Annotated in this window: 19 protein-coding genes and 3 tRNA genes; 17 read left to right on the top strand and 5 right to left on the bottom strand. The window is 66.9% G+C overall.

Annotated elements, in window-relative coordinates; genetic code table 11:
* Nucleotides 1-12: 12 nt before the first annotated feature.
* Nucleotides 13-678 carry an RlmE family RNA methyltransferase gene (locus T8S45_RS09945; protein ID WP_322293606.1) on the bottom strand — a complete coding sequence of 222 codons (666 nt, stop codon included), beginning with the start codon at nt 676-678 and terminating at the stop codon, nt 13-15.
* The gene (locus T8S45_RS09940) at nt 675-1,955 is read right to left on the bottom strand and encodes a Ppx/GppA phosphatase family protein (RefSeq protein WP_188642688.1); all 1,281 of its coding nucleotides are present in this window, start codon (nt 1,953-1,955) and stop codon (nt 675-677) included. The genes T8S45_RS09945 and T8S45_RS09940 overlap by 4 nt, the downstream gene beginning before the upstream one ends.
* Nucleotides 1,956-2,139: 184 nt before the next feature.
* Between T8S45_RS09940 and T8S45_RS09935 the strand changes: the two genes are divergently transcribed.
* Nucleotides 2,140-2,213, top strand: a tRNA-Gln gene (locus T8S45_RS09935).
* 103 nt (nt 2,214-2,316) lie between these two features.
* Here the strand turns inward: T8S45_RS09935 and T8S45_RS09930 are convergent.
* A complete protein-coding gene (locus tag T8S45_RS09930) occupies nt 2,317-3,441 on the bottom strand; it encodes a glycosyltransferase family 2 protein (protein WP_322293605.1) in 1,125 nt (374 codons plus the stop codon).
* On the opposite strand from T8S45_RS09930, the gene T8S45_RS09925 reads away from it, so the two are divergent.
* The 8 genes from T8S45_RS09925 (at nt 3,389) to T8S45_RS09890 (ending at nt 13,126) form a co-directional block, all read left to right on the top strand.
* Nucleotides 3,389-4,732, top strand: a complete 1,344-nt coding sequence (locus T8S45_RS09925) for a TonB-dependent receptor (RefSeq protein ID WP_322293604.1) — start codon at nt 3,389-3,391, stop codon at nt 4,730-4,732. The genes T8S45_RS09930 and T8S45_RS09925 overlap by 53 nt on opposite strands.
* A gap of 14 nt (nt 4,733-4,746) precedes the next feature.
* A complete protein-coding gene (locus T8S45_RS09920; protein ID WP_322293603.1) occupies nt 4,747-5,937 on the top strand; it encodes a M14 family metallopeptidase in 1,191 nt (396 codons plus the stop codon).
* An 83-nt stretch (nt 5,938-6,020) separates the two neighbouring features.
* Nucleotides 6,021-8,372, top strand: a complete 2,352-nt coding sequence (locus T8S45_RS09915; RefSeq protein ID WP_322293602.1) for a bifunctional salicylyl-CoA 5-hydroxylase/oxidoreductase — start codon at nt 6,021-6,023, stop codon at nt 8,370-8,372.
* On the top strand, nt 8,369-9,109 hold the full coding sequence (locus T8S45_RS09910; RefSeq protein WP_322293601.1) for an SDR family NAD(P)-dependent oxidoreductase: 741 nt from the start codon (nt 8,369-8,371) through the stop codon (nt 9,107-9,109). Before T8S45_RS09915 ends, T8S45_RS09910 begins: the two co-directional genes overlap by 4 nt.
* Nucleotides 9,106-9,915: an enoyl-CoA hydratase family protein gene (locus T8S45_RS09905; RefSeq protein ID WP_322293600.1), complete on the top strand. Its 810-nt coding sequence runs from the start codon at nt 9,106-9,108 to the stop codon at nt 9,913-9,915. The genes T8S45_RS09910 and T8S45_RS09905 overlap by 4 nt, the downstream gene beginning before the upstream one ends.
* Before the next feature lie 2 nt (nt 9,916-9,917).
* A complete protein-coding gene (locus tag T8S45_RS09900; RefSeq protein ID WP_322293599.1) occupies nt 9,918-11,540 on the top strand; it encodes a benzoate-CoA ligase family protein in 1,623 nt (540 codons plus the stop codon).
* Nucleotides 11,541-11,550: 10 nt separating this feature from the next.
* On the top strand, nt 11,551-11,946 hold the full coding sequence (locus tag T8S45_RS09895) for a RidA family protein (RefSeq protein ID WP_322293598.1): 396 nt from the start codon (nt 11,551-11,553) through the stop codon (nt 11,944-11,946).
* A gap of 187 nt (nt 11,947-12,133) precedes the next feature.
* Nucleotides 12,134-13,126, top strand: coding sequence for a GGDEF domain-containing protein (locus tag T8S45_RS09890; RefSeq protein WP_322293597.1), 993 nt, complete (start codon nt 12,134-12,136; stop codon nt 13,124-13,126).
* A 71-nt stretch (nt 13,127-13,197) separates the two neighbouring features.
* Here T8S45_RS09890 and T8S45_RS09885 read toward each other — a convergent pair.
* A tRNA-Thr gene (locus tag T8S45_RS09885) sits at nt 13,198-13,273 on the bottom strand.
* A 162-nt stretch (nt 13,274-13,435) separates the two neighbouring features.
* Between T8S45_RS09885 and T8S45_RS09880 the strand changes: the two genes are divergently transcribed.
* The 8 genes from T8S45_RS09880 to hisIE are packed head-to-tail and all read left to right on the top strand — an operon-like array spanning nt 13,436 to nt 20,263.
* Nucleotides 13,436-13,783, top strand: a complete 348-nt coding sequence (locus tag T8S45_RS09880) for a YerC/YecD family TrpR-related protein (protein ID WP_188642672.1) — start codon at nt 13,436-13,438, stop codon at nt 13,781-13,783.
* On the top strand, nt 13,773-14,663 hold the full coding sequence (gene hisG / locus T8S45_RS09875; protein WP_322293596.1) for an ATP phosphoribosyltransferase: 891 nt from the start codon (nt 13,773-13,775) through the stop codon (nt 14,661-14,663). The genes T8S45_RS09880 and hisG overlap by 11 nt, the downstream gene beginning before the upstream one ends.
* Nucleotides 14,663-15,949 carry a histidinol dehydrogenase gene (hisD, locus tag T8S45_RS09870; RefSeq protein WP_322293595.1) on the top strand — a complete coding sequence of 429 codons (1,287 nt, stop codon included), beginning with the start codon at nt 14,663-14,665 and terminating at the stop codon, nt 15,947-15,949. The genes hisG and hisD overlap by 1 nt, the downstream gene beginning before the upstream one ends.
* The gene (gene hisC, locus T8S45_RS09865; protein ID WP_322293594.1) at nt 15,946-17,601 is read left to right on the top strand and encodes a histidinol-phosphate transaminase; all 1,656 of its coding nucleotides are present in this window, start codon (nt 15,946-15,948) and stop codon (nt 17,599-17,601) included. The genes hisD and hisC overlap by 4 nt, the downstream gene beginning before the upstream one ends.
* Nucleotides 17,598-18,185 carry an imidazole glycerol phosphate synthase subunit HisH gene (gene hisH / locus T8S45_RS09860; RefSeq protein WP_188642668.1) on the top strand — a complete coding sequence of 196 codons (588 nt, stop codon included), beginning with the start codon at nt 17,598-17,600 and terminating at the stop codon, nt 18,183-18,185. The genes hisC and hisH overlap by 4 nt, the downstream gene beginning before the upstream one ends.
* The gene (locus tag T8S45_RS09855) at nt 18,173-18,898 is read left to right on the top strand and encodes a 1-(5-phosphoribosyl)-5-[(5-phosphoribosylamino)methylideneamino]imidazole-4-carboxamide isomerase (RefSeq protein ID WP_322293593.1); all 726 of its coding nucleotides are present in this window, start codon (nt 18,173-18,175) and stop codon (nt 18,896-18,898) included. Before hisH ends, T8S45_RS09855 begins: the two co-directional genes overlap by 13 nt.
* Nucleotides 18,885-19,649, top strand: a complete 765-nt coding sequence (gene hisF / locus T8S45_RS09850) for an imidazole glycerol phosphate synthase subunit HisF (protein ID WP_322293592.1) — start codon at nt 18,885-18,887, stop codon at nt 19,647-19,649. The genes T8S45_RS09855 and hisF overlap by 14 nt, the downstream gene beginning before the upstream one ends.
* On the top strand, nt 19,646-20,263 hold the full coding sequence (gene hisIE / locus T8S45_RS09845) for a bifunctional phosphoribosyl-AMP cyclohydrolase/phosphoribosyl-ATP diphosphatase HisIE (protein WP_322293591.1): 618 nt from the start codon (nt 19,646-19,648) through the stop codon (nt 20,261-20,263). The genes hisF and hisIE overlap by 4 nt, the downstream gene beginning before the upstream one ends.
* Here hisIE and T8S45_RS09840 read toward each other — a convergent pair.
* Nucleotides 20,264-20,337, bottom strand: a tRNA-Cys gene (locus tag T8S45_RS09840).
* Between the last annotated feature and the right edge of the window lie 53 nt (nt 20,338-20,390).

Genomic DNA, 20,390 nt, shown 5'->3' with positions numbered 1-20,390 from the left:
CAAGAAGGTGGCTTAGCCGCGCCCCTTGAAGCCCTTCGCCACGACGTACCATTCGGGCGAGCCCTTGCGGCTCGCCTCGGGCTTGGCGTGCTTGACGCTCTTGAAGTGCTGCTTGAGCACCGAGAGCAGTTCCGCGTCGGTGCCACCGGCGAACACCTTGGCGACGAAATTGCCGCCCGGCACGAGCGTCTCGATCGCGAAATGCGCGGCGGTCTCGACCAGTCCCGCCGTGCGCAGCTGGTCGGTCGTCTTGTGGCCGGTGGTATTGGCGGCCATGTCCGACAGGACGAGGTCGGGCGGCCCGCCCAGCGCGTCGCTCAGCGCATCGGGCGCCGCATCGTCCATGAAATCCATCTGCAGCAGCGTCACGCCCTCGATCGGCTCGGTCTCGAGCAGGTCGATCCCGACCAGCTCGGCCTTCGGCGCGACCTCGCGTACCAGTTGCGCCCAGCTGCCCGGCGCGACGCCGAGGTCGACCACGCGTCGCGCTCCGCGCAGCAGGTCGAACTTCTCGTCGATCTGCTTCAGCTTGTAGGCGGCACGGCTGCGATAGCCATCCTGCTTGGCCTGCTTGACCCACGGATCGTTGAGCTGGCGTTCGAGCCAGCGGCGCGAGCTTTCGCTGCGTCCGCGGGCTTTCTTCACCCGCCGGACCGGGTCCTTGCCCGAACGGCTCATGCTGTATCTCCCCGACCGGCGACGATTTCGCGGCGCGCCTGCTCGCCCTGCAGCCCCGATGCCATCATCGAGCGCAGGATTCCCTCGCGGATGCCGCGATCGGCCACGCCGAGCCGCTCGGCCGGCCACAGGTCGAGGATCGTCTCTAGGATCGCGCAGCCTGCTACCACCAGCTCGGCGCGGTCATGGCCGATGCACGGCACCTCGCCGCGTTCCTCGGGCGAGAGCGAGGACAGCCGCTCGGCGATGTCGCGCATGCCTTGGCTCGGCATGATCAGACCATCGACCGCGCCGCGATCATATTGCGGCAGTTCGAGGTGGAGGCTGGCGAGCGTGGTCACAGTGCCGCTGGTGCCGAGCAGCCGGAGCCCGCCTTCGCCGAAGCGGCTCTCGCGCCGCGACGGTGCGATCCGCTCGGCGAATTCGGCAAAGGAATCGGCCACCGTCTCGCGCATCCTGGCATAGCGCGCCAGCCGCGCCGCCCGGCTGCCTTCGGTCTCGGGGCCCTCGGGCTCGGGCCCGATCTCCTCGGTCAGCGAAACCACCCCCCACGGCACGCTCTGCCAGTCGATGATGGTGGGAATGGTGCCCCCGGTCTCGACCAGCACCAGCTCGGTCGAACCGCCGCCGATATCGAAGATCATCGCCGGTCCTTCGCCGTGTTCGAGCAGGACGTGGCAACCGAGCACCGCGAGCCGAGCCTCCTCGCGCGCGGAGATGATGTCGAGCACGATCCCTGTTTCCTTGCGCACCCGCTCGATGAATTCGGCGCCATTGGCCGCGCGGCGGCAGGCCTCGGTCGCGACCGAACGCGCGAGGTGCACCCGGCGGCGGCGCAGCTTGCCCGCGCAGACATGCAGCGCAGCGAGCGTGCGTTCCATCGCCTCGTCGGACAGCCTTCCATTGAGCGCCAATCCTTCGCCCAGCCGCACGACCCGGCTGAAGGCGTCGATCACGGTGAAGTTCTCGCCCTCGGGCCGCGCGATCAACAGGCGGCAATTATTGGTACCGAGATCGAGCGCGGCATAGGCCTGCCGGTGGTGTGGGGTGCGAATGAAAGGGTTGCGGGCGGGCGTGGCCCGGCCGTTCTTGCTGCCGCTGCCGGAAACCGACGAGGCCGGTTTGCCGTTGTCCCGGTGCTGGCCGGGCGGGCGCGAGGCGTGTGGGGAAGCCTTTCCGTTATGCGAGTGGCCCTGCGACCTGCCGTTCCCGCCGGACCTGTGCTCCCGGTCCCGATTATGTGCCCCGCGCACTGCCGACGGATCGTCTTCCGCCATGATACGCGTGTCTCTTGTTCTTTCGCCCGCGAGCAGGGGCTCGCGGGAACCTGTCACCGAACCTAGGGCAAGCGATTCGAATCGGCAAGTTCGGTTCGGATTTGGGACCGATCGGGGGGTGCGAAAGCTTGCGATCGCTATGCTTGACGAATCCCCGGCACCGACCTAGATGCGCGCCTCCGATTGCCCCGTCGTCTAATGGTAAGACTGCGGACTCTGACTCCGTCAATTGAGGTTCGAATCCTCACGGGGCATCCAATTCCTCGCCAGAACAACCCCCGCGAGCCGGTCCCGCCGGATCGCATGCGCGCGCGCGGCGGCCTTGGGCGAATTACAGTTTCATTTTGCTCCGGGCTGGGTGCTAGCCCTTGCCGAATCCCACGCGGGGAACCGCGGCCCAGGTGGAATCCTTCTTCATGAAACGTCGGATGCCCTGAAGGCGATACCAGAGATTGATCTGGCGATAGCCGAAGTTCTCGATCACCGCGGCGATGCCGATGCGGACGAGATCGGTGGCGGTGGGGGTGCGGCGCAATTGCTGTTCCTCGAGCGCCAAGGTGCCGAGGCTTAGCACGCAGCCGAAAACCACCGAAACGAAGAAGAAGGCGAGCGCCATCATCGGGTCGAGCAGACCGAGCAAGGCCGCCGCGGGCAGCACCAGGTAGCCGAGCAGTTCAGCCGGTGGGCCGATGATATCCTCGAGCACGATCTGCGGCATGGCGAGCATCCCGATCCGACCGTAGCGCGGGTTGAAGATCATGCCGCGATGGCACTGTAGCGTTTCAAGCGCACCCTGCTGCCAGCGCTTGCGCTGGTTATCGAGTCCGTCGAGCGCGGCCGGCGCCTCGGTCCAGCAGACGATGTCGGGAACGAAGGCCATCCGGTATTCGCGCTCGCGATCGCGCATGTGGCGGTGCATGCGCACCACCAGTTCGAGGTCCTCGCCGACGGTATCGTGGCGGTACCCGCCCATCTCGACGAGGGTCGAGCGGCGGAACAGGCCGAAGGCGCCGGAGATCAGCATCAGCGTGTTGGTATGGGCGTTGGCCACCCGGTTCATCAGGAAGGCGCGGAGATATTCGACCGTCTGGAAACGCGGCACGAGGCTCTTGGAGATGCCGATCTTCTGCAGCGAGCCGCCCTTGATCGTGCAGCCGTTGGCGATGCGGATCGCGCCGCCCACGGCGATCAGCCTGCCATCGTCATACATGAACGGTTCGGCCGCGCGCAGAAGGCCGTCGGGTTCGATGATCGAATCGGCGTCGATCACGCAGACCAGCGGGGTCCGCGCGAATCCGATCCCGGCATTGGCGGCGTCGGCCTTGCGTCCGTTCTCCTTGTCGACGACGAGCAGGTTGGGATAGCGGCGCGACCTGTAGGTGGCGCGAATGCGGGTCTGCTGCAGTTCGGCGCTGCCGGGCGGCGATATCGGCGTGGCGGCCGACGGGACGATCACCTTCACCGACAGCGTGACCGGCGAATTCAACGGCAGCGACGTCGCGGGCACCAGCCCGTCGCCCGACACCAAGGGCGAGCGCAATGTCTACTCGGCCTTCGCCGAGATCTTCGTGCCGCTGGTCAGCGAGGGGATGGACGTGCCGCTGGTCGAGGAACTCAACCTCCAGCTCGCGGGCCGGCTCGAGCATTTCGACGATATCGACGAAACCGCGATTGTTCCGCGCGTTGCCGCCTCCTGGACCACCGTGCCGGGCGTGACGCTGCGCGGCGCCTGGTCGCAAGGGTTCCGCGCGCCGAACCTCGTCCAGGTCAACGACGAGGGCACCACCCGTTCCAACACGCGCGACGATTTCGTGCAGTGCCAGGCGCAGGTGATCAAGGGCGTGATCCCGAGCCTCGGTTCGTGCGCGGGCGCGGGTGTGATCTCGTTCCGGTCGGGGACCGACGAGCTCGTTCCCGAGGACAGCACCAGCATCAATCTGGGCGTGGTGCTCGAGCCCGAGTTCATTCCCGGCCTGACGCTGACGGCGGACTACTGGCGTGTACGGCAGACCGGGCTGGTCGGCACGTTCGGCGACGACAACGCGATCGCGCTCGACCTGCTCCGCCGCCTCAACGGCAGCACCAACCCGAACGTTGTCCGCCTCGCGCCGACCGCCGACCAGATCGCGCTGTTCGCCGGGACCGGCCTCGACGCGGCAGGCAGCATCGACTTCGTCAACGATCCCTATCTCAACCTCGACAGCCGGACCTCGAAGGGGATGGATTTCGGGCTGTTCTACAACGTTCCCGATTTCGGCCTCGGCAGGTTCCGGGTGCGGTTGAATGTCGCGCGGCTGATCAGCTTCGTTCAGGATGCAGGCCCCGACGGGCAGGAGATCCTCGACGCGGTGGCGGCGGGCACACTGCCGCTCGACGTGACGGTCGGCGGGCTAGGCGAACTGCTCGAGGTCGAAGGCCGTCCGAAATGGCGTGCCAGCGGTTCGATCAACTGGGAGCAGGGCCCGGTCGAAATCGGTCTTTACGGCCAGTATGTCGGGATGGTCTACGACACCAGCGTCGTGCGCGACAATCTGATCGTGTCGGAAGACCCGAACGCGAACTTCTTCCCGGTCGACGAGTGGTTCACCATGAACTTCTCGATCGCCTACACGATCGAGGATACCGACACGCCGCTCGACGACACGCGCTTGCGCTTCGCGATCAACAATTTGTTCGATGAAGATCCGCCGCTGGCCGACGAAACCTATGGTTTCTTCAGCGAGCTCCACAGCGCGCGGGGACGGGTGTTCCATATCGAGCTGCGGAAGAAGTTCTGATAATGCGGGCAACCATGCAGCGGTTGCCCGCCATCATCCTGGCCAGCATGCTGGCGGGGGCATGTGTCGCCACGCCCCCGCCGGTTGTGCAACCAGCCGAGGCCCGAACCAATGCGCTCGCCTGCCGCAGTGCGAGCGTCACCATTGCTTTCGATTTCGAGGGTGCATCGCAATCGCGTTGCACGATCGAGGGCGAACGGGCCTTTTCGATCCTCGTCTCGCCCGAACACGCCCCGCCGATCAACCCGAGCGCCTGGTACGCCTTCCGCTACGAGGCGGCGCCCGGACCGGACGTCGCGATCACCCTGCGCTATCTCGAATCCGAGCACCGCTATCGGCCGAAGCGCGAGGTCGGCGGAGAATGGCAATTGCTCGAGACCGAAGTGGCGGAGGATGACCGGTCCGCGCGCTTCACCTTGCCGCCCGGAGCGGGCGTGGTCGCCGGGCAGGAAATCTATGCCGGTGTCCGTTACGCCGCCCTGATCGAGCGGCTCGATCGGTGGAACCAGACCAGAAGGGTAGTCCTCGGCCGCAGCCACGAGGGTCGCCCGATCGATGCGCTCGAGATCGGCGATGCATCGGCGCCGAACGTCGTCGTCCTGCTCGGCCGCGCGCATCCGCCCGAAGTGACCGGTGCGCTGGCGATGGAAGCCTTCCTGGTCCGGCTGGTCGAACTGGTCGAGGCGGGATCGCTCGAAGGTCGGGGCATTCGCTTCCTCGCGGTCCCGTCGCTCAATCCCGATGGGGTCGCGCGCGGGCACTGGCGGGCCAATCTCGGCGCCACCGACCTCAATCGCGACTGGGGCCGGTTCGCGCAGCCCGAGACCCGCAGCGTGAAGCGCTGGCTCGATTCGCTGCCGACCGGCCATCGGCCGATCGGCCTTGTCGACTTCCATTCGACCCAGCGCGACGTCTTCTACACGATCCCGCCCGAACTCCCGACCGTGCCCGCCCAATTCACCGAACGCTGGCTCGACGCGATCGGCGCGCGGGTGCCCGAATTCGAGGTCCGGCGCAGCCCCGGCCACACCAGCGGCAGCGGCGTCGCGAAGAACTGGTTCTACGAGACCTACGGCATCCCTGCCGTCACCTTCGAGATCGGCGACGAAACCGATCGCGAGCTGATCGCCAAGGTCGCCCGTGCGGCCGCCGAGGCGATGATCGAGCGGTTGGTCGAGGCGGACCTGACCGTGCCGGGCGAATAGGCCAAGCCCCGGACCCGCTTGCCGACGCCCCCGACGCGATTGCGATTGTTCCCGCCTAATGTCGGTGACAGCCCCGATTGACCTTGAATTCGATTGCGCCTGCGCGCACTCATGGCGGCGTGGAGAGTGGTGGGAAGAGACCGAGACGCGTCGCGATTTGCGGCGGCGGGCCGGCGGGGCTGTATGCCGCGATCAGCCTCAAGCTGCGCGATCCCGATTGCGCGATCACCGTGTTCGAACGCAACCGTCCCGACGATACCTTCGGCTGGGGCGTGGTGTTGTCCGAGGAAACCCTTGAAAACCTCGCGGCCAACGACCCGGTCAGTGCCGCCGCAATTCGCGACCACTTCGCCTATTGGGACGATATCGCGGTGGTGCGCGGCGACAACCGGATCGTGTCGACCGGGCACGGTTTCTGCGGGATCGGGCGCCAGCGGCTGCTGACGATCCTGCAACAGCGCGCCTTGGAACTCGGCGTGGAAATGGATTTCGAGAGCGAGGTCGAGGACGTCGCCTCCATGATGCGCGAATATGATCTCGTCATCGCCGCCGACGGGGTCAATTCGCGGGTTCGCGAACACTTTACCGAGGTCTTCCGCCCCGAGATCGAAATGCGCGCCAACAAGTTCGTCTGGCTCGGGACGCACCAGAAGTTCGACGACGCCTTCACCTTCATTTTCGAAGAAACCGAGCATGGCTGGGTGTGGGCGCACGCCTACCAGTTCGACGACGACACCGCGACCTTCATCGTCGAGTGTAGCGAGGCGACGTGGGACGCATTCGGCTTCGGCGCGATGGATCGCGAACAGTCGGTCGCGACCTGCGAGGCGATCTTCGCCGATCATCTCGGCGGGCATGAGCTGATTTCCAACGCGAAACATCTGCGCGGCGGAGGCTGGCTCAACTTCCCGCGCGTGCTGTGCCAGCGCTGGCACCATGAGAACCTCGTCCTGCTCGGCGATGCCGCGGCGACCGCGCATTTCTCGATCGGCTCGGGGACCAAGCTGGCGATGGAAAGCGCGATCGCGCTCGCCGATCTGCTGCAGGACGAGCCAGACCTCGAAGGCGCCTTCGCAACCTATGAGGAGGAACGGCGGGTCGAGGTGCTCAAGCTGCAATCGGCGGCGCGCAATTCGTGCGAGTGGTTCGAGGAGGTCGAGCGTTACCTCAAGCTCGAGCCGATGCAGTTCGCCTATTCGCTGCTGACCCGTTCGCAGCGGATCAGCCACGAAAATTTGCGGCTGCGCGATGCGCGCTGGCTCGGCGAGGCCGAAGGCTGGTTCCACCGACAAGCGGGCAGCAATACCACGCGCGCGCCGATGCTTGCGCCGTTCCAGCTGCGCGGCATGCATCTCGCCAATCGCGTCGTCGTCTCGCCGATGGCGCAGTACAAGGCGGTCGACGGCTGCCCGACCGACTGGCACTTCGCGCATTATGCCGAGCGCGCCAAGGGCGGGGCGGGCCTCGTCTATACCGAGATGACCTGCGTCAGCCCCGAGGGGCGGATCACCCCCGGTTGCCCGGGGCTCTACGCGCCCGAACACGAGGCGGCGTGGAAGCGGCTCACGGATTTCGTCCATGCCGAGACCGGGGCGAAGATCTGCGCCCAGCTCGGCCATTCGGGGCCCAAGGGTTCGACCCAGCTCGGCTGGGAGGAAATGGACGCGCCGCTGGCCGAGGGAAACTGGCCGCTGCTTTCCGCTTCGGCGGTACCCTGGTCGGATCGCAACCAGGTGCCCAAACCCATGGACCGGGGCGACATGGACATGGTGCGCGATCAGTTCGTCGCCGCTGCGCAAATGGCAGAGCGCGCGGGATTCGACATGATCGAGCTGCACATGGCACATGGCTATTTGCTGTCGAGCTTCATCACCCCGCTGACCAACCGCCGCGACGACGAATATGGCGGGAGCCTCGAAAACCGCATGCGCTTCCCGCTCGAGGTGTTCGCAGCGGTGCGCGCCGAGTGGCCCGAGAGCAAGCCGATCTCGGTGCGCATCTCGGCCAATGACTGGGTTGGCGAGGAAGGGGTGACGCCGGAAGAGGCGGTCGCCATCGCGGCGATGCTGCAGGAGGCGGGCGTCGATATCTGCGACGTGTCCGCGGGCCAGACCTCGACCCGCGCCGAACCGGTGTATGGCCGGATGTTCCAGACGCCGTTTTCGGACCGCATCCGCAACGAGACCGGCATGGCGACGATGGCGGTCGGCAATATCTACGAGCCCGACCACGTGAACTCGATCCTGCTGGCGGGGCGTGCCGATCTCGTCTGCCTCGCCCGCCCGCATCTTAGCGATCCCTACTGGACGCTGCACGCGGCGGCCGAGCTCGACGACCGGTCGGTGGCCTGGCCCGACCCCTATCTCGCCGGGCGCGACCAGCTCTACCGGCTGGCGGAGAAGGAGCGGCTTGCAGCGGAGGAATTCAAGGCATGATGATCGACGGTGCCCATGCACTGGTAACGGGGGGCGGCACCGGGATCGGCGCGGCAATTGCGCAGGCGCTGGCCGACCAAGGCGCGAAGATCACGCTGCTCGGGCGGCGCGAGGCGCCGCTGCGCGAGGTCGCTGACAGCATTGGCGAGCAGGCCTACGTCACCACCTGCGACGTCACCGATCCCGCGCAGGTCGCCACCGCATTCGCGGCTGCGCGCGAGCGGCGTGGTGCGATCGACATCCTCGTCAACAATGCCGGGGCCGCCACGACCGCCCCGTTCGCCAAGCTCGAATTCGAGACCTGGCGCAGCACGATGTCGGTCAATTGCGATGCCGTGTTCCATTGCACCAGGGAAGTGATCGAGGCGATGGTTGAGGCGGGCAGCGGGCGGATCGTCACCGTCGCCTCGGTCGCGGGGCTTCACGGCGTCGCCTACGCCTCGCCCTACAGCGCGGCCAAGCACGCGGCGGTCGGGCTGATGCGCTCGATCGCGCTCGAGATGGAGGGCAGGGGCGTCACCGCCAACGCCGTCTGCCCCGGCTTCGTCGATACCGACATGTTCGCCCGCTCGGTCGCGACGATCCGTGAAAAGACCGGACGCAGCGCCGACGAGGCGCGCGCCGAACTGGCCCGGCTCAACCCGTCGGGCCGCGTCATCACCCCCCAAGAAGTCGCCGCCGCCGTGGTGGAACTGGTCCGGTCGGACCGGAATGGCGAAGCAGTGGAGATCGCATGAATCCCGAAACCTTCCAGCCCGAGCATTTCCTGTGGGACTTCGCAGACGGCGTCGCCACGATCACGCTCAACCGGCCCGAGCGCAAGAACCCGCTGACCTTCGAAAGCTATGCCGAATTGCGCGATACCTTCCGCGCGCTGACCTATGCCCAGGCGGTCAAGGTGGTGGTGGTCGCGGGTGCGGGCGGCAATTTCTCCTCGGGCGGCGATGTCCACGAGATCATCGGTCCGCTGACCGAGAAACCGATGCCGCAATTGCTCGAATTCACCCGCATGACCGGCGACCTCGTCAAGGCGATGCGCGGCTGCCCGCAGCCGATCGTCGCCGCGCTCGACGGGGTTTGCGTCGGCGCGGGCGCAATCATGGCGATGGCGAGCGACATGCGGCTGGCTACGCCCGAGACCAAGACCGCCTTCCTGTTCACCCGCGTCGGGCTCGCCGGCTGCGACATGGGCGCCTGCGCGATCCTGCCGCGGATCATCGGGCAGGGCAGGGCATCCGAGCTGCTCTATACCGGCCGCGTGATGAGCGCCGAGGAAGGCGAGCGCTGGGGCTTCCACAACCGGCTGGTCGATGCGGGCGACCTGCTCGACGAAGCGCGCAAGCTTGCCCGCTCGCTCGCCGCGGGGCCGACCTTCGCGCACGGCATCACCAAGACCCAGCTCGCGCATGAATGGAATGTCGGGATCGATACCGCGATCGAAATGGAGGCGCAGGCCCAGGCGATCTGCATGGCGACCAAGGATTTCCACCGCGCCTTCGAGGCCTTCGCGGCCAAGGAAAAACCGGTCTTCGAAGGAGACTGACCATGGAGCTACTTCCGTCCGGCCACAGCGACAGCTTCGCGCGCGACAATCTCCCGCCATTCGAACAATGGCCGGAGCTGCTGCTCGACGGGTTCGGTTATGCCGAGCGGCTCAATGCGGGGGTCGAACTGTGCGACCGGCTGGTCGACGAGGGGCATGGCGACCGCATCGCGCTGATCGGCAATGGCCGGTCGCGCACCTACAAGGAACTGGCCGACTGGTCGAACCGGATCGCACGCGCGCTGGTCGAGGATTACGGCGTGGTGCCGGGCAATCGCGTGCTGATCCGCGGGCCCAACAACCCGGCCTTGGTCGCCTGCTGGCTCGCCGCGACCAAGGCCGGCGCGGTGGCGGTCAACACCATGCCGATGCTGCGCGCGGGCGAATTGTGCAAGATCGTCGACAAGGCCGAGATCGGCCTTGCTCTGTGCGATACGCGCAGCCTCGACGAAATGGTCGCCTGCGCCAAGGATTCGCGCTTCCTCGAAAAGGTCGTCGGCTTCGACGGGACCGCCAATCACGATGCCGAGCTCGACCGCGTTGCGCTGTCCAAGCCCGTGCGGTTCGAGGCGGCGGACACCTCGCAGGACGACGTCGCGCTGCTCGGTTTCACCTCGGGCACTACCGGCGAACCCAAGGCGACGATGCATTTCCATCGAGACCTGCTGATCATCGCCGATGGTTATGCGAAGGAAGTGCTCGGCGTGACACCCGACGATATTTTCGTCGGCTCGCCTCCGCTGGCCTTCACCTTCGGGCTCGGCGGGCTGGCGATCTTTCCGCTGCGGTTCGGTGCGGCCGCGGCGTTACTCGAACAGGCGAGTCCGGCCAACATGGTCGAACTGATCGAGACCCACCGCGCGACGATCAGCTTCACCGCGCCGACCGCCTATCGCGCGATGCTCGCCGCGATGGACGAAGGCGCCGACCTCTCCTCGCTCCGCCTCGCCGTGTCGGCGGGCGAGACGCTGCCCGCACCGGTATGGGAGGAATGGGAGCGCAAGACCGGCACACCGATCCTCGACGGGATCGGGTCGACAGAATTGCTGCACATCTTCATCACCAACCGCCCCGACGACCGCGCCCCCGCCTGCACCGGGCGGCCGGTCACCGGCTACGAAGCGCGCATCGTCGACGACGAGATGCAGGACGTGGCGCAGGGAGAAATCGGTCGCCTCGCCGTGCGTGGACCGACCGGTTGCCGCTACCTCGCCGATGCGCGCCAGGCGGAATACGTCCGCGAGGGCTGGAACCTGACCGGCGACAGCTTCCGCCAAGGCGAGGACGGGCGCTTCCACTTCGCCGCGCGATCGGACGACATGATCATTTCCTCGGGCTACAATATCGCCGGGCCCGAGGTCGAAGCGGCGCTGCTGTCGCATTCCGACGTCGCCGAATGCGCGGTGATCGGCGCGAGCGATGCGGAGCGCGGGCAAGTGGTCGAGGCCCACGTGGTCGTCGCCGCGGGCGTGGCGCGCGACGAAGCGACCGTTGAGCGCTTGCAGGAGCACGTGAAGGCCCGCATCGCCCCCTACAAGTACCCGCGCTCGGTGGTGTTCGTGGATGCCTTGCCCAAGACGACCACCGGCAAGATCCAGCGGTTCCGCCTGCGCGAAAATTCATAGGAAAGACACGATGCACGAGACGATCCACCCCGAAGGCTGGGCGCCCGCGATCGGTTATGCCAACGGTATCGCGGCCTCCGGGCGCACGCTGTATCTGGGCGGCCAAATCGGCTGGAATGCGCAGCAGGAATTCGAGAGCGACGATCTGGTCGACCAGTTCCGGCAGACGCTCGAAAACATCGTAGCGATCGTCGAGGCGGCGGGCGGCGAGCCCGGTCATCTCGTTTCGATGACCTGGTTCATGACCGATCTCGAGGACTACACCGCGCGCCTGAAGGAAATCGGGCGCGCCTATCGCGGCGTCATCGGCAAGCACTTCCCCGCGATGGCGGTGGTCGAGGTGAACCGCCTCGTCGAACGCCGCGCCAAGGTCGAAATCCAGGCGGTCGCGGTCTTGCCGGACTAGCGGAGCTTGGCGCGTGCCATCGCTGGGCCAGCCAATCGATCAGTATCACCATGTCCCCCGCCTTTCTTGCTGCGGGTATTTGCGTCTCTGACTGGAACTTGGGTAAAAATTAACTCGGGATCGGCATAACCGGGTATCGCAGCGAGGGCCTTACGCGGGCCGAATTGGCAAGCGAACTGGCGGGCACATGAAACAGGGCAGCATCGGGCGAGAAGTCCTCGATTTTCTGGCGGGCAATCTGCTCGACCCGACGCCGCTGAACTATCGATTCGGCTATCTCTACCTCACCCGCATGAGCAAGGTGGTCGTCGAGGAGACCGACTTCAATATCGAGAACGGCCTGCGCTTGCGGCAGGACACGATCATCGAGATCATGGGCAAGCATGTCGAGGCGTCGGACGATCCGGCGGAACGGCTCGCGGCCCGCGAAGAGGCGGTCGACGTCTACCTCAGCGCCGCGGGCGAACTGGCCCGCGAGACGCAGCAGCAGGCCGACGATCTGGGCATCGATATCGCCGAGGAAAGCCAGACGATCCGTGACGGCGCGCAGGGAGATGATTTGAAGGCGGCGATCCGTCGCATTCTCGATCGTGCGGCCGAAGCCGAGCGCGAACTGGCCGATTCATCGACCCGGATCGAGCGCCTCCAGCGCGATCTCGACGAGGCGCGCAACAAGGCCCTGGTCGACGAACTCACGGGCATCCCGAACCGTCGCGCCACGCGCGCGAAGCTGAAGGACCTAGAAGTCGACAAGGTGCGATTCAGCCTCGCCATCATCGACATCGACCATTTCAAGGCGATCAACGATACTTACGGCCACCCGGTCGGCGACCGTGCGCTGAAACTGGTCGCCAACGCGTTGACCGAATCGCTCGCGCCATGGTCGGTGGTGCGCTGGGGCGGCGAGGAATTCCTCGTGATCGCCGAGACGCCCGACGCCGCCAAGCTCGCCGACAAGGTGCGCGAGGCGAAAGACGAGCTTGCCGGTCGCAAACTGAAGCTGCGCGAGACCGACGAACCGATGGGCGCGATCACTTTCTCTGCCGGCGTCGCAGCCAACATTTCCAGCACCGACGAGACGCTCAAGCAGGCCGACCGTGCGCTGTATGATGCCAAGAAAGCCGGTCGCAACCAGGTGCTGGTCGCGCAGGAGTCCGAGCAAGTCACCGCCGCCGCCTAGAGGACGCCGCGCCCGGCAGGGTCCGGACCGTAGCGCGGCCGAGGCTCATCGGGATTTCGTGCGGGAAGCAGTGGTGCCGCTTACTGGACTCGAACCAGTGACCCCATCATTACGAATGATGTGCTCTACCAACTGAGCTAAAGCGGCGCGGCCCGCGCCTGCCGATCGGGCATTGCGGGCGAGGGCGCGCCAATAGCGTCGTGTGCGCCACGCGGCAAGCGTAAAGCTGGGGCTCTCCAAAAAGCGGTTGACCTGCGCTTGCTCCCCACTAGATGTGAAGCAACTGTAACAACGTGCTGTAACATTGTAATGAGCGATTCGACCGACCAGACCTCGACGTTCGGACCCACGCGGGACGAGGGGGAGTTGCGCACCGGCCTCGCCGAGGCGCTGCTCTCGCCCGAGACGCGCGAGGGCATGCTCGCATTGCTGACCGACCTCTGCACTCCGGCCGAACTGCACTCGCTGGCCGAACGCTGGCATGTTGCCCGGCTGCTCGACGCGACCGAGCTATCCTATCGCGACATCTCCGAACGCACCGGGGTCTCGCCGACCACGGTCACGCGGGTGGCGCGCTTCCTCAAGACCGAACCCCACAAGGGCTACCGGATCGCGATCGATGCGCTCGCGGCGAGGGAGGCGCGCAATGTTCGCTGACCGCGACCGGCTCCACATCGCGATCCAGAAATCGGGGCGCCTGTCCGACGACAGTCGCAACCTGCTGAAGAAGGCGGGGTTGCGCGTGCAGAATGGCAAGAACCGCCTGACTGCGCGGGTCGAGAACTTCCCGATCGACCTGATGTTCGTGCGCGACGACGATATCCCGACCTTCGTCAATGACGGCGTGTGCGAATTCGGGATCGTCGGCGAGAACGTGCTCGAGGAGTTCGCACTCGGTCGCGAGCGGGTCAAAATCGAGACCGTGTGCAAGCTCGGCTTCGGCCGCTGCTCGCTCAAGCTCGCCGCCCCGGTGGGGCGCGACTTTCCCGGGCCCGCGGCGCTGGCCGGCGAGCGCATCGCAACGTCTTATCCGCGCATCACGCGGGCCTGGCTCGAACGGCAGGGCGTCGATGCTCGGGTGGTCGAGATGACCGGGGCGGTCGAACTCGCGCCCAAGCTCGGGATCGCGAACTACATCTGCGATCTCGTTTCGACCGGCCAGACGCTCGAGGAGAACAACCTTCGCCCGGTCGCCGACGTGCTCGATAGCGAAGCGGTGCTGATCCGCGCGAGCCGCGATTTTCCTGCCGAGGTCGAGACCGTGTCCGACAACTTGCTGACCCGGATCGACGGCGTCCTCGCGAGCACCGGGTCGAAATACATCCTGCTCAACGCGCCCGGCGAGGCGCTGGGCGAGATCCAGCGTATCCTGCCCGGTGCGGGCAGCCCGACGGTAACGCCGCTGCACGGCAAGCCGGGCGAATTCGCGGTCCACGCGGTGTGCCAGGAATCGGTCTTCTGGGAGACGTTGCAGGAACTCAAGGAAGCGGGCGGCTCGGCAATCCTCGTCATGCCGATCGAGAAGATGCTGCTGTGATGCAGCGGATCGTCTGGAGCGAGGCCGCGGCAGGGGAGCGGCGCAAGGCGCTGGCACGGCCCGACCTGCGCGCCGATGCAACCATGCGTTGGCGCGTCACGGAAATGCTCGACGCGGTGTGCGATCGCGGCTGGGAGGCGGTTTGCGATCTCGCCACGCGGATCGACGCCTCTGCGCCCCGACTGATTGCGGTCGCTCCTGCCGCAGCGCAAGCGCGGCGGAGCTTGGGTGCCGAAGCGGTCGCGGCGATCGAGCTGGCAGCGGAGAATATCCGCGTGTTTCACGAAGCCTCGCGCCCAAGTGACCTTGCGGTCGAGACCATGCCGGGGCTGACCGTGCGCAAAGTCTGGCGCGCTATCCCCCGCGTCGGACTGTATGTTCCGGGCGGCGAGACCCCGCTGTTTTCCAGCCTGCTGATGCAGGCGCTTCCGGCGCGCGCAGCAGGCGTCAAGGACCTGACCGTCGTCACGCCCCCGCGCAAGGATGGCGGGCTCGATCCGGCGCTCGCGCTGGCGGCCGAATTGTCCGGCATCGAGGCGGTGTGGACGATCGGCGGCGCACAGGCGATCGCCGCGCTCGCGTTCGGCGCGGGCAAGATCGCCGCCTGCGACAAGATCTGCGGCCCGGGCAACGCCTGGGTGGCCGAAGCCAAGGCGCAGGTCGCGGCGCGCGGAGTCGCGATCGACCTCCCCGCCGGGCCGAGCGAGCTCATGGTGATCGCCGATGCCGGTGCGGAGGCGCGCGTGGTGGCGGCGGATCTGCTCAGCCAGGCAGAGCACGACGCCAATGCACAGGTGCTGCTGGCGACGCCCTGCGCGAACCTGGCCTCCGCGGTGGAAGCAGAGCTCGAAATCCAGCTCGCCGATCTTCCGCGCGGGAAGCAGGCGCGCGCTGCGATCGCCAATTCGCGCCTCGCGTTGGTGGATAGCCTCGACGAAGCGGTCGCGATCGCCAATGAATATGCACCCGAGCACCTGTCGCTCGCGGTTGCCGACCCCGAGGCGCTGCTCGACCGAATCGCCAATGCCGGGGCGGTGTTCATGGGCTACGACGCAGCCGAGACCTTTGGCGATTACCTCGCCGGGTCGAGCCACGTCCTGCCGACCGATGGCGCGGCGCGCGCCTGGGGCGGGATCTCGGTGTACACCTTCCTCAAGGCGATCAGCGTGCAGCAACTGACCAGTGACCGGGCCGATGCGCTTGCCGCCCCGGCGGCCACGCTTGCCCGCCTCGAAGGGCTCGAAGCCCACGCCCGTGCGGCCGATCTGCGCGCAGAAGCGGCATGAGTGCGCGACAATCCCTCGCCGAGAAACTGGCACGGCCCGAAATCCGCGCGCTCGCCCCGTTCGACATTGCCGAGACCGGGCCCGATCCCGATGCGATCCTGCTCGACAGCAATGAAAGCCCCTTCGCGCCGATGGGGACCGATGTGCCGATCAATCGCTATCCCGAATCGCAGCCACAGGCACTGCGCGCGCGAATGGCGGCGCTATATGGTGTCGAACACGACAACCTCTGGGTCACGCGCGGCGCGGACGATGCGATCGAACTCCTGGTCCGGACTTTCTGCAATCCGGGAGAGGACGCGATCGCGATCAGCTCGCCGACCTTCACCGCCTATGAGCGCTTCGCCGCAGTGCAGGGCGCGCGGGTGCTCGACGTGCCGCTCGACGATGGCTTCGATCTGCGCGCCGATGTGCTGGCCGAGGCGATCCTTGCCGACGGCAAGGTCAAGCTCGCTTTCGTCTGCTCGCCCGCCAACCCGACTGGCAACGTCGTGCCACCTGCCGATATCCTCGCGCTGGCCGAGCGCCTGCCCGACACGATCGTGGTGGCGGACGAGGCTTATGTCGAATTCGCCGGAGTCGAGAGCCTCGCGGGCGAGGCGGCAGGACGCGGGAACCTCGTCGTGCTGCGGACGCTTTCCAAGGCTTTCGGGCTCGCCGGGGCACGGGTCGGCGCGCTGGTGGGACATCCCGATACGGTCGCGATGACCTCGCGCGCTTCGCCGTTCTATCCTTTGCCGGTGCCCTCGATCGAGGCGGCGATGGCCGCGCTCGCGCCTTCGCGCCGCTCGCTGCACGAGCGCCGGATCGCCGAACTGCTCGAAGAGCGCGCCCGGCTGGCCAAGGCGCTCGAAGGCGCAGACGGCATCGTTTCGGTGCGCGTCGGCGGCGGCAATTTCCTGTTCCTCGAAGTCGAGGATCCGGCGGCCCTGGCGCGCGAAATGCGCGCGCGCGCGATCCGGGTCCGGTTCCGCCCGCAGGCCGCGCCCGGTGGCGTACGGCTGACCGTCGGTACGCGCGAGGAAAACGACGCGGCACTTGCCGCATTCGGAGTGAGGGATTCGGGCGCGAGGACTCCTTCGCGGCGTGCCGAAATCGTGCGCGAAACCAAGGAGACCAGGGTCGCACTCGCGCTCGACCTCGATGCCGAGGGACCGCGGCGCGTCGCCACCGGCAACCCGTTCTTCGATCACATGCTCGACCAGGTCGCCGCGCATGGCGGCTTCGCGCTCGACCTCACTTGCGAGGGCGATCTCGAGGTCGATGCCCACCACACGGTGGAAGACTGCGCGATCGCGTTGGGCGAAGCGCTGCGCGAGGCGCTCGGCGACAAGCGGGGGATCGGTCGCTACGGCTTCGCGCTGCCGATGGACGAGGCCGAGGCCAAGGTGCTGATCGACCTCTCGGGCCGCCCCTACGCAGTGTGGGAAGGCGAGTTCGCCGCCAGCCATATCGGCGATTATCCGACCGAGATGACGGCCCACGTCTTCCGCAGCCTCGCGGATTCGATGAAGGCCGCGATCCACATCGCCGTCGCGGGCGAGAACGACCACCACAAGACCGAGGGCGCGTTCAAGGCGTTCGGACGCGCGCTGCGACAGGCGATCCGCGCCGAAGGCGATGTGTTGCCTAGCACGAAAGGCCTGCTGTGACGCTTGCCATCGTCGATCTCGATTACGGCAATATCGCCTCGATCCGCCACGCTTTCGCGCGGCTGGGCGTGGACGCTGAAGTGACCGCCGATGCGGACGCATTGCGCGCGGCGGATCGCGTCGTCCTGCCAGGCGTGGGAGCGGCGGGGCACGCGATGGCACGCCTGCGCGAGCGCGACCTGGCCGACACGATCCGCGCGCTCGAATGCCCCGCGCTCGGCATCTGTCTCGGCATGCAATTGCTGTTCGAAAGGACCGACGAAAACGACATCGAATGCCTCGGCCTCATCCCCGGCCGAGTGCGCGCGCTCCAGCCTGCGGCGACCCGTCCAATCCCGCATATGGGCTGGAGCGCGCTTTCCCTTCCCGATCCCGCGGCGGGTCTCGCGGCGGGCGACTACGTCTATTTCGCGCACAGCTTCGCCTGTCCCGATGGCGAGGCGACCGTCGCGCGCGCCGATTACGGCGAGCCGATCCCGGCGGCGCTCCGCCAAGGCAATTGGTGGGCCGCGCAATTCCATCCCGAACGTTCCGGCGCGGCCGGGGCGCGATACCTGCAAGCCTTCCTGGAGTGGCAGCCTTGATCCTCTACCCCGCCATGGACCTGATGGACGGTGCCCCGGTGCGCCTCGAAAAGGGCGATTTTTCCGCCCGCACGGATTACGCCGCCGATCCCGCGGAAACGCTTGCCGGTTTCGCGGCGGCGGGCGCGACCTGGGCGCATGTGGTCGATCTCGACGGCGCACGCGCGAAGGAACCGCGCCAGCACCAACTGATCCGCACGCTGGCGAAGGACGCGCCGCTCAACCTGCAGGTGGCGGGCGGATTCCGCACGATCGACGACGTCCGCCGCATGCTCGAAGCAGGTGCCGCGCGGGTCGTGATCGGCAGCCTTGCGATCCGCGAACCGCGCACCGTCAACCGCATGCTCGACCTGTTCGGGCCCGAGGAACTGGCGCTCGCGCTCGACATCAAGCTGATCGAGGGCGAGCCGATCGTGGTTACCGCCGGCTGGACCGAGACGAGTGGCATCACGCTTTACGATGCCGCCGCGCGCTTTCCTGCCGGGTGCCACCTGCTGCTGACCGATGTCGGCCGCGACGGCATGCTGCAGGGGCCCAATTTCGACCTGCTCGACGAGGCGCAGGCGCGGCTCCCGAACTGGAAAATCCAGGCCTCTGGCGGCGTCGCCACGCTCGACGATTTGCGCGCGCTCAAGACGCACGGCGCGGTCATCGGCAAGGCGCTGTGGGAAGCCCGCTTCGGCCTCGCGGAGGCGCTCGATGCCTGCGCGTAGGATCATCCCCTGCCTCGACGTGAAGGACGGCCGGGTGGTCAAGGGCGTGCAGTTTCGCGACCACCGCGACGTCGGCGACATCGTCGAAAACGCGACCCGCTATTCGGCGGAAGGTGCGGACGAGCTGGTGTTTTACGACATCACCGCCAGCCCCGAGGGGCGCAGCGTCGACACCGCGTGGATCGAACGCGTGAGCAGGGTTATCGACATCCCCTTCGCGGTTGCGGGCGGGATCCGCGACCTCGCCACCGCCGAAGCAGTGCTCGAGGCGGGCGCGGACAAGGTCTCGGTCAATTCGCCCGCGCTCGCGCGGCCCGAGCTGATCGACGAACTGGCCGCCGCCTTCGGTGCGCAATGCGTGGTCATCGGGGTCGATTCGATGCGCGAGGAAGGCGGCTATCGCGTCTGGCGCAATACCGGCGATCCCGAGCGCTCGGACGAGGCGGGCAGGCTCACGCTCGACTGGCTGCGCGAAGCGACCCGGCGCGGGGCGGGCGAAGTGGTGCTCAATTGCATGAGGAAAGACGGTGTGCGCGACGGCTACGATTGCGAACACCTGCATGAAGTCGTCGCTGCGGTCACAGTCCCGGTGATCGCCAGCGGCGGCGCCGGCGCGCCCCGACATTTCCGCGAGGCGTTCGAACACGGCGCGAGCGGCGCGCTGGCGGCAACGGTCTTCCACGACCGGTTGATCGCGATCCCCGACCTGAAGCAGGACCTGCTGGCAAACGGAATCGAGGTGCGACCATGACCGAGGACCAGCTCGACCAGCTCGCTTGGAACAAGATGGACGGCATGCTCCCCGCGGTGGTGCAGGACGATGCGACCGGACAGGTGCTGATGCTAGGCTACATGGACCGCGCCGCGCTCGAGGCGACGAAGGAGACCGGCAAGGTCACCTTCTTCAGCCGCTCGAAGCAGCGCCTATGGACCAAGGGCGAGACCAGCGGCAACACGCTCGATCTCGTGTCCGTCATGCCAGATTGCGATGGCGATGCGCTACTTGTGCGGGCCATCCCCAATGGGCCGACCTGCCACCTCGGCACGATCTCCTGTTTCGGCAGCGACGGCGCAACAGGCCTCGCTTTCCTCGCCCAATTGTCGCGGGTGGTTGCAATGCGGGCCGACGATCCACCGGAAGAGAGCTACACCGCGCAACTCCTGTCCGAAGGCCGAGAGAAGATCGCCCAGAAGATCGGCGAGGAGGGCGTCGAGGTCGCCTTGGCAGCCGTCACCCGCGACGACGATGGCCTGACCGACGAACTGGCGGACCTCGCCTATCACCTCGCCGTGCTGCTGCAGGCGCGCGGACTGTCATGGGACGATGTCGGGGAGCGGCTGCGGAAACGTCACGCTGCCGATTGATGGAGGCCCGAGCCGGAATCGAACCGGCGTGCAAGGATTTGCAGTCCTCTGCGTAACCACTCCGCCATCGGGCCTCATGGGTGGTGAACGGCGCGCACTAAACGAGGTCCGCCCGGGTTGCAATCGC

This window comes from Pseudoblastomonas marina, assembly GCF_034374265.1.
GTDB classification, from domain to species: Bacteria; Pseudomonadota; Alphaproteobacteria; order Sphingomonadales; family Sphingomonadaceae; genus Alteriqipengyuania_A; species Alteriqipengyuania_A marina.
This window is presented reverse-complemented; position numbering and strand designations above follow the sequence as displayed.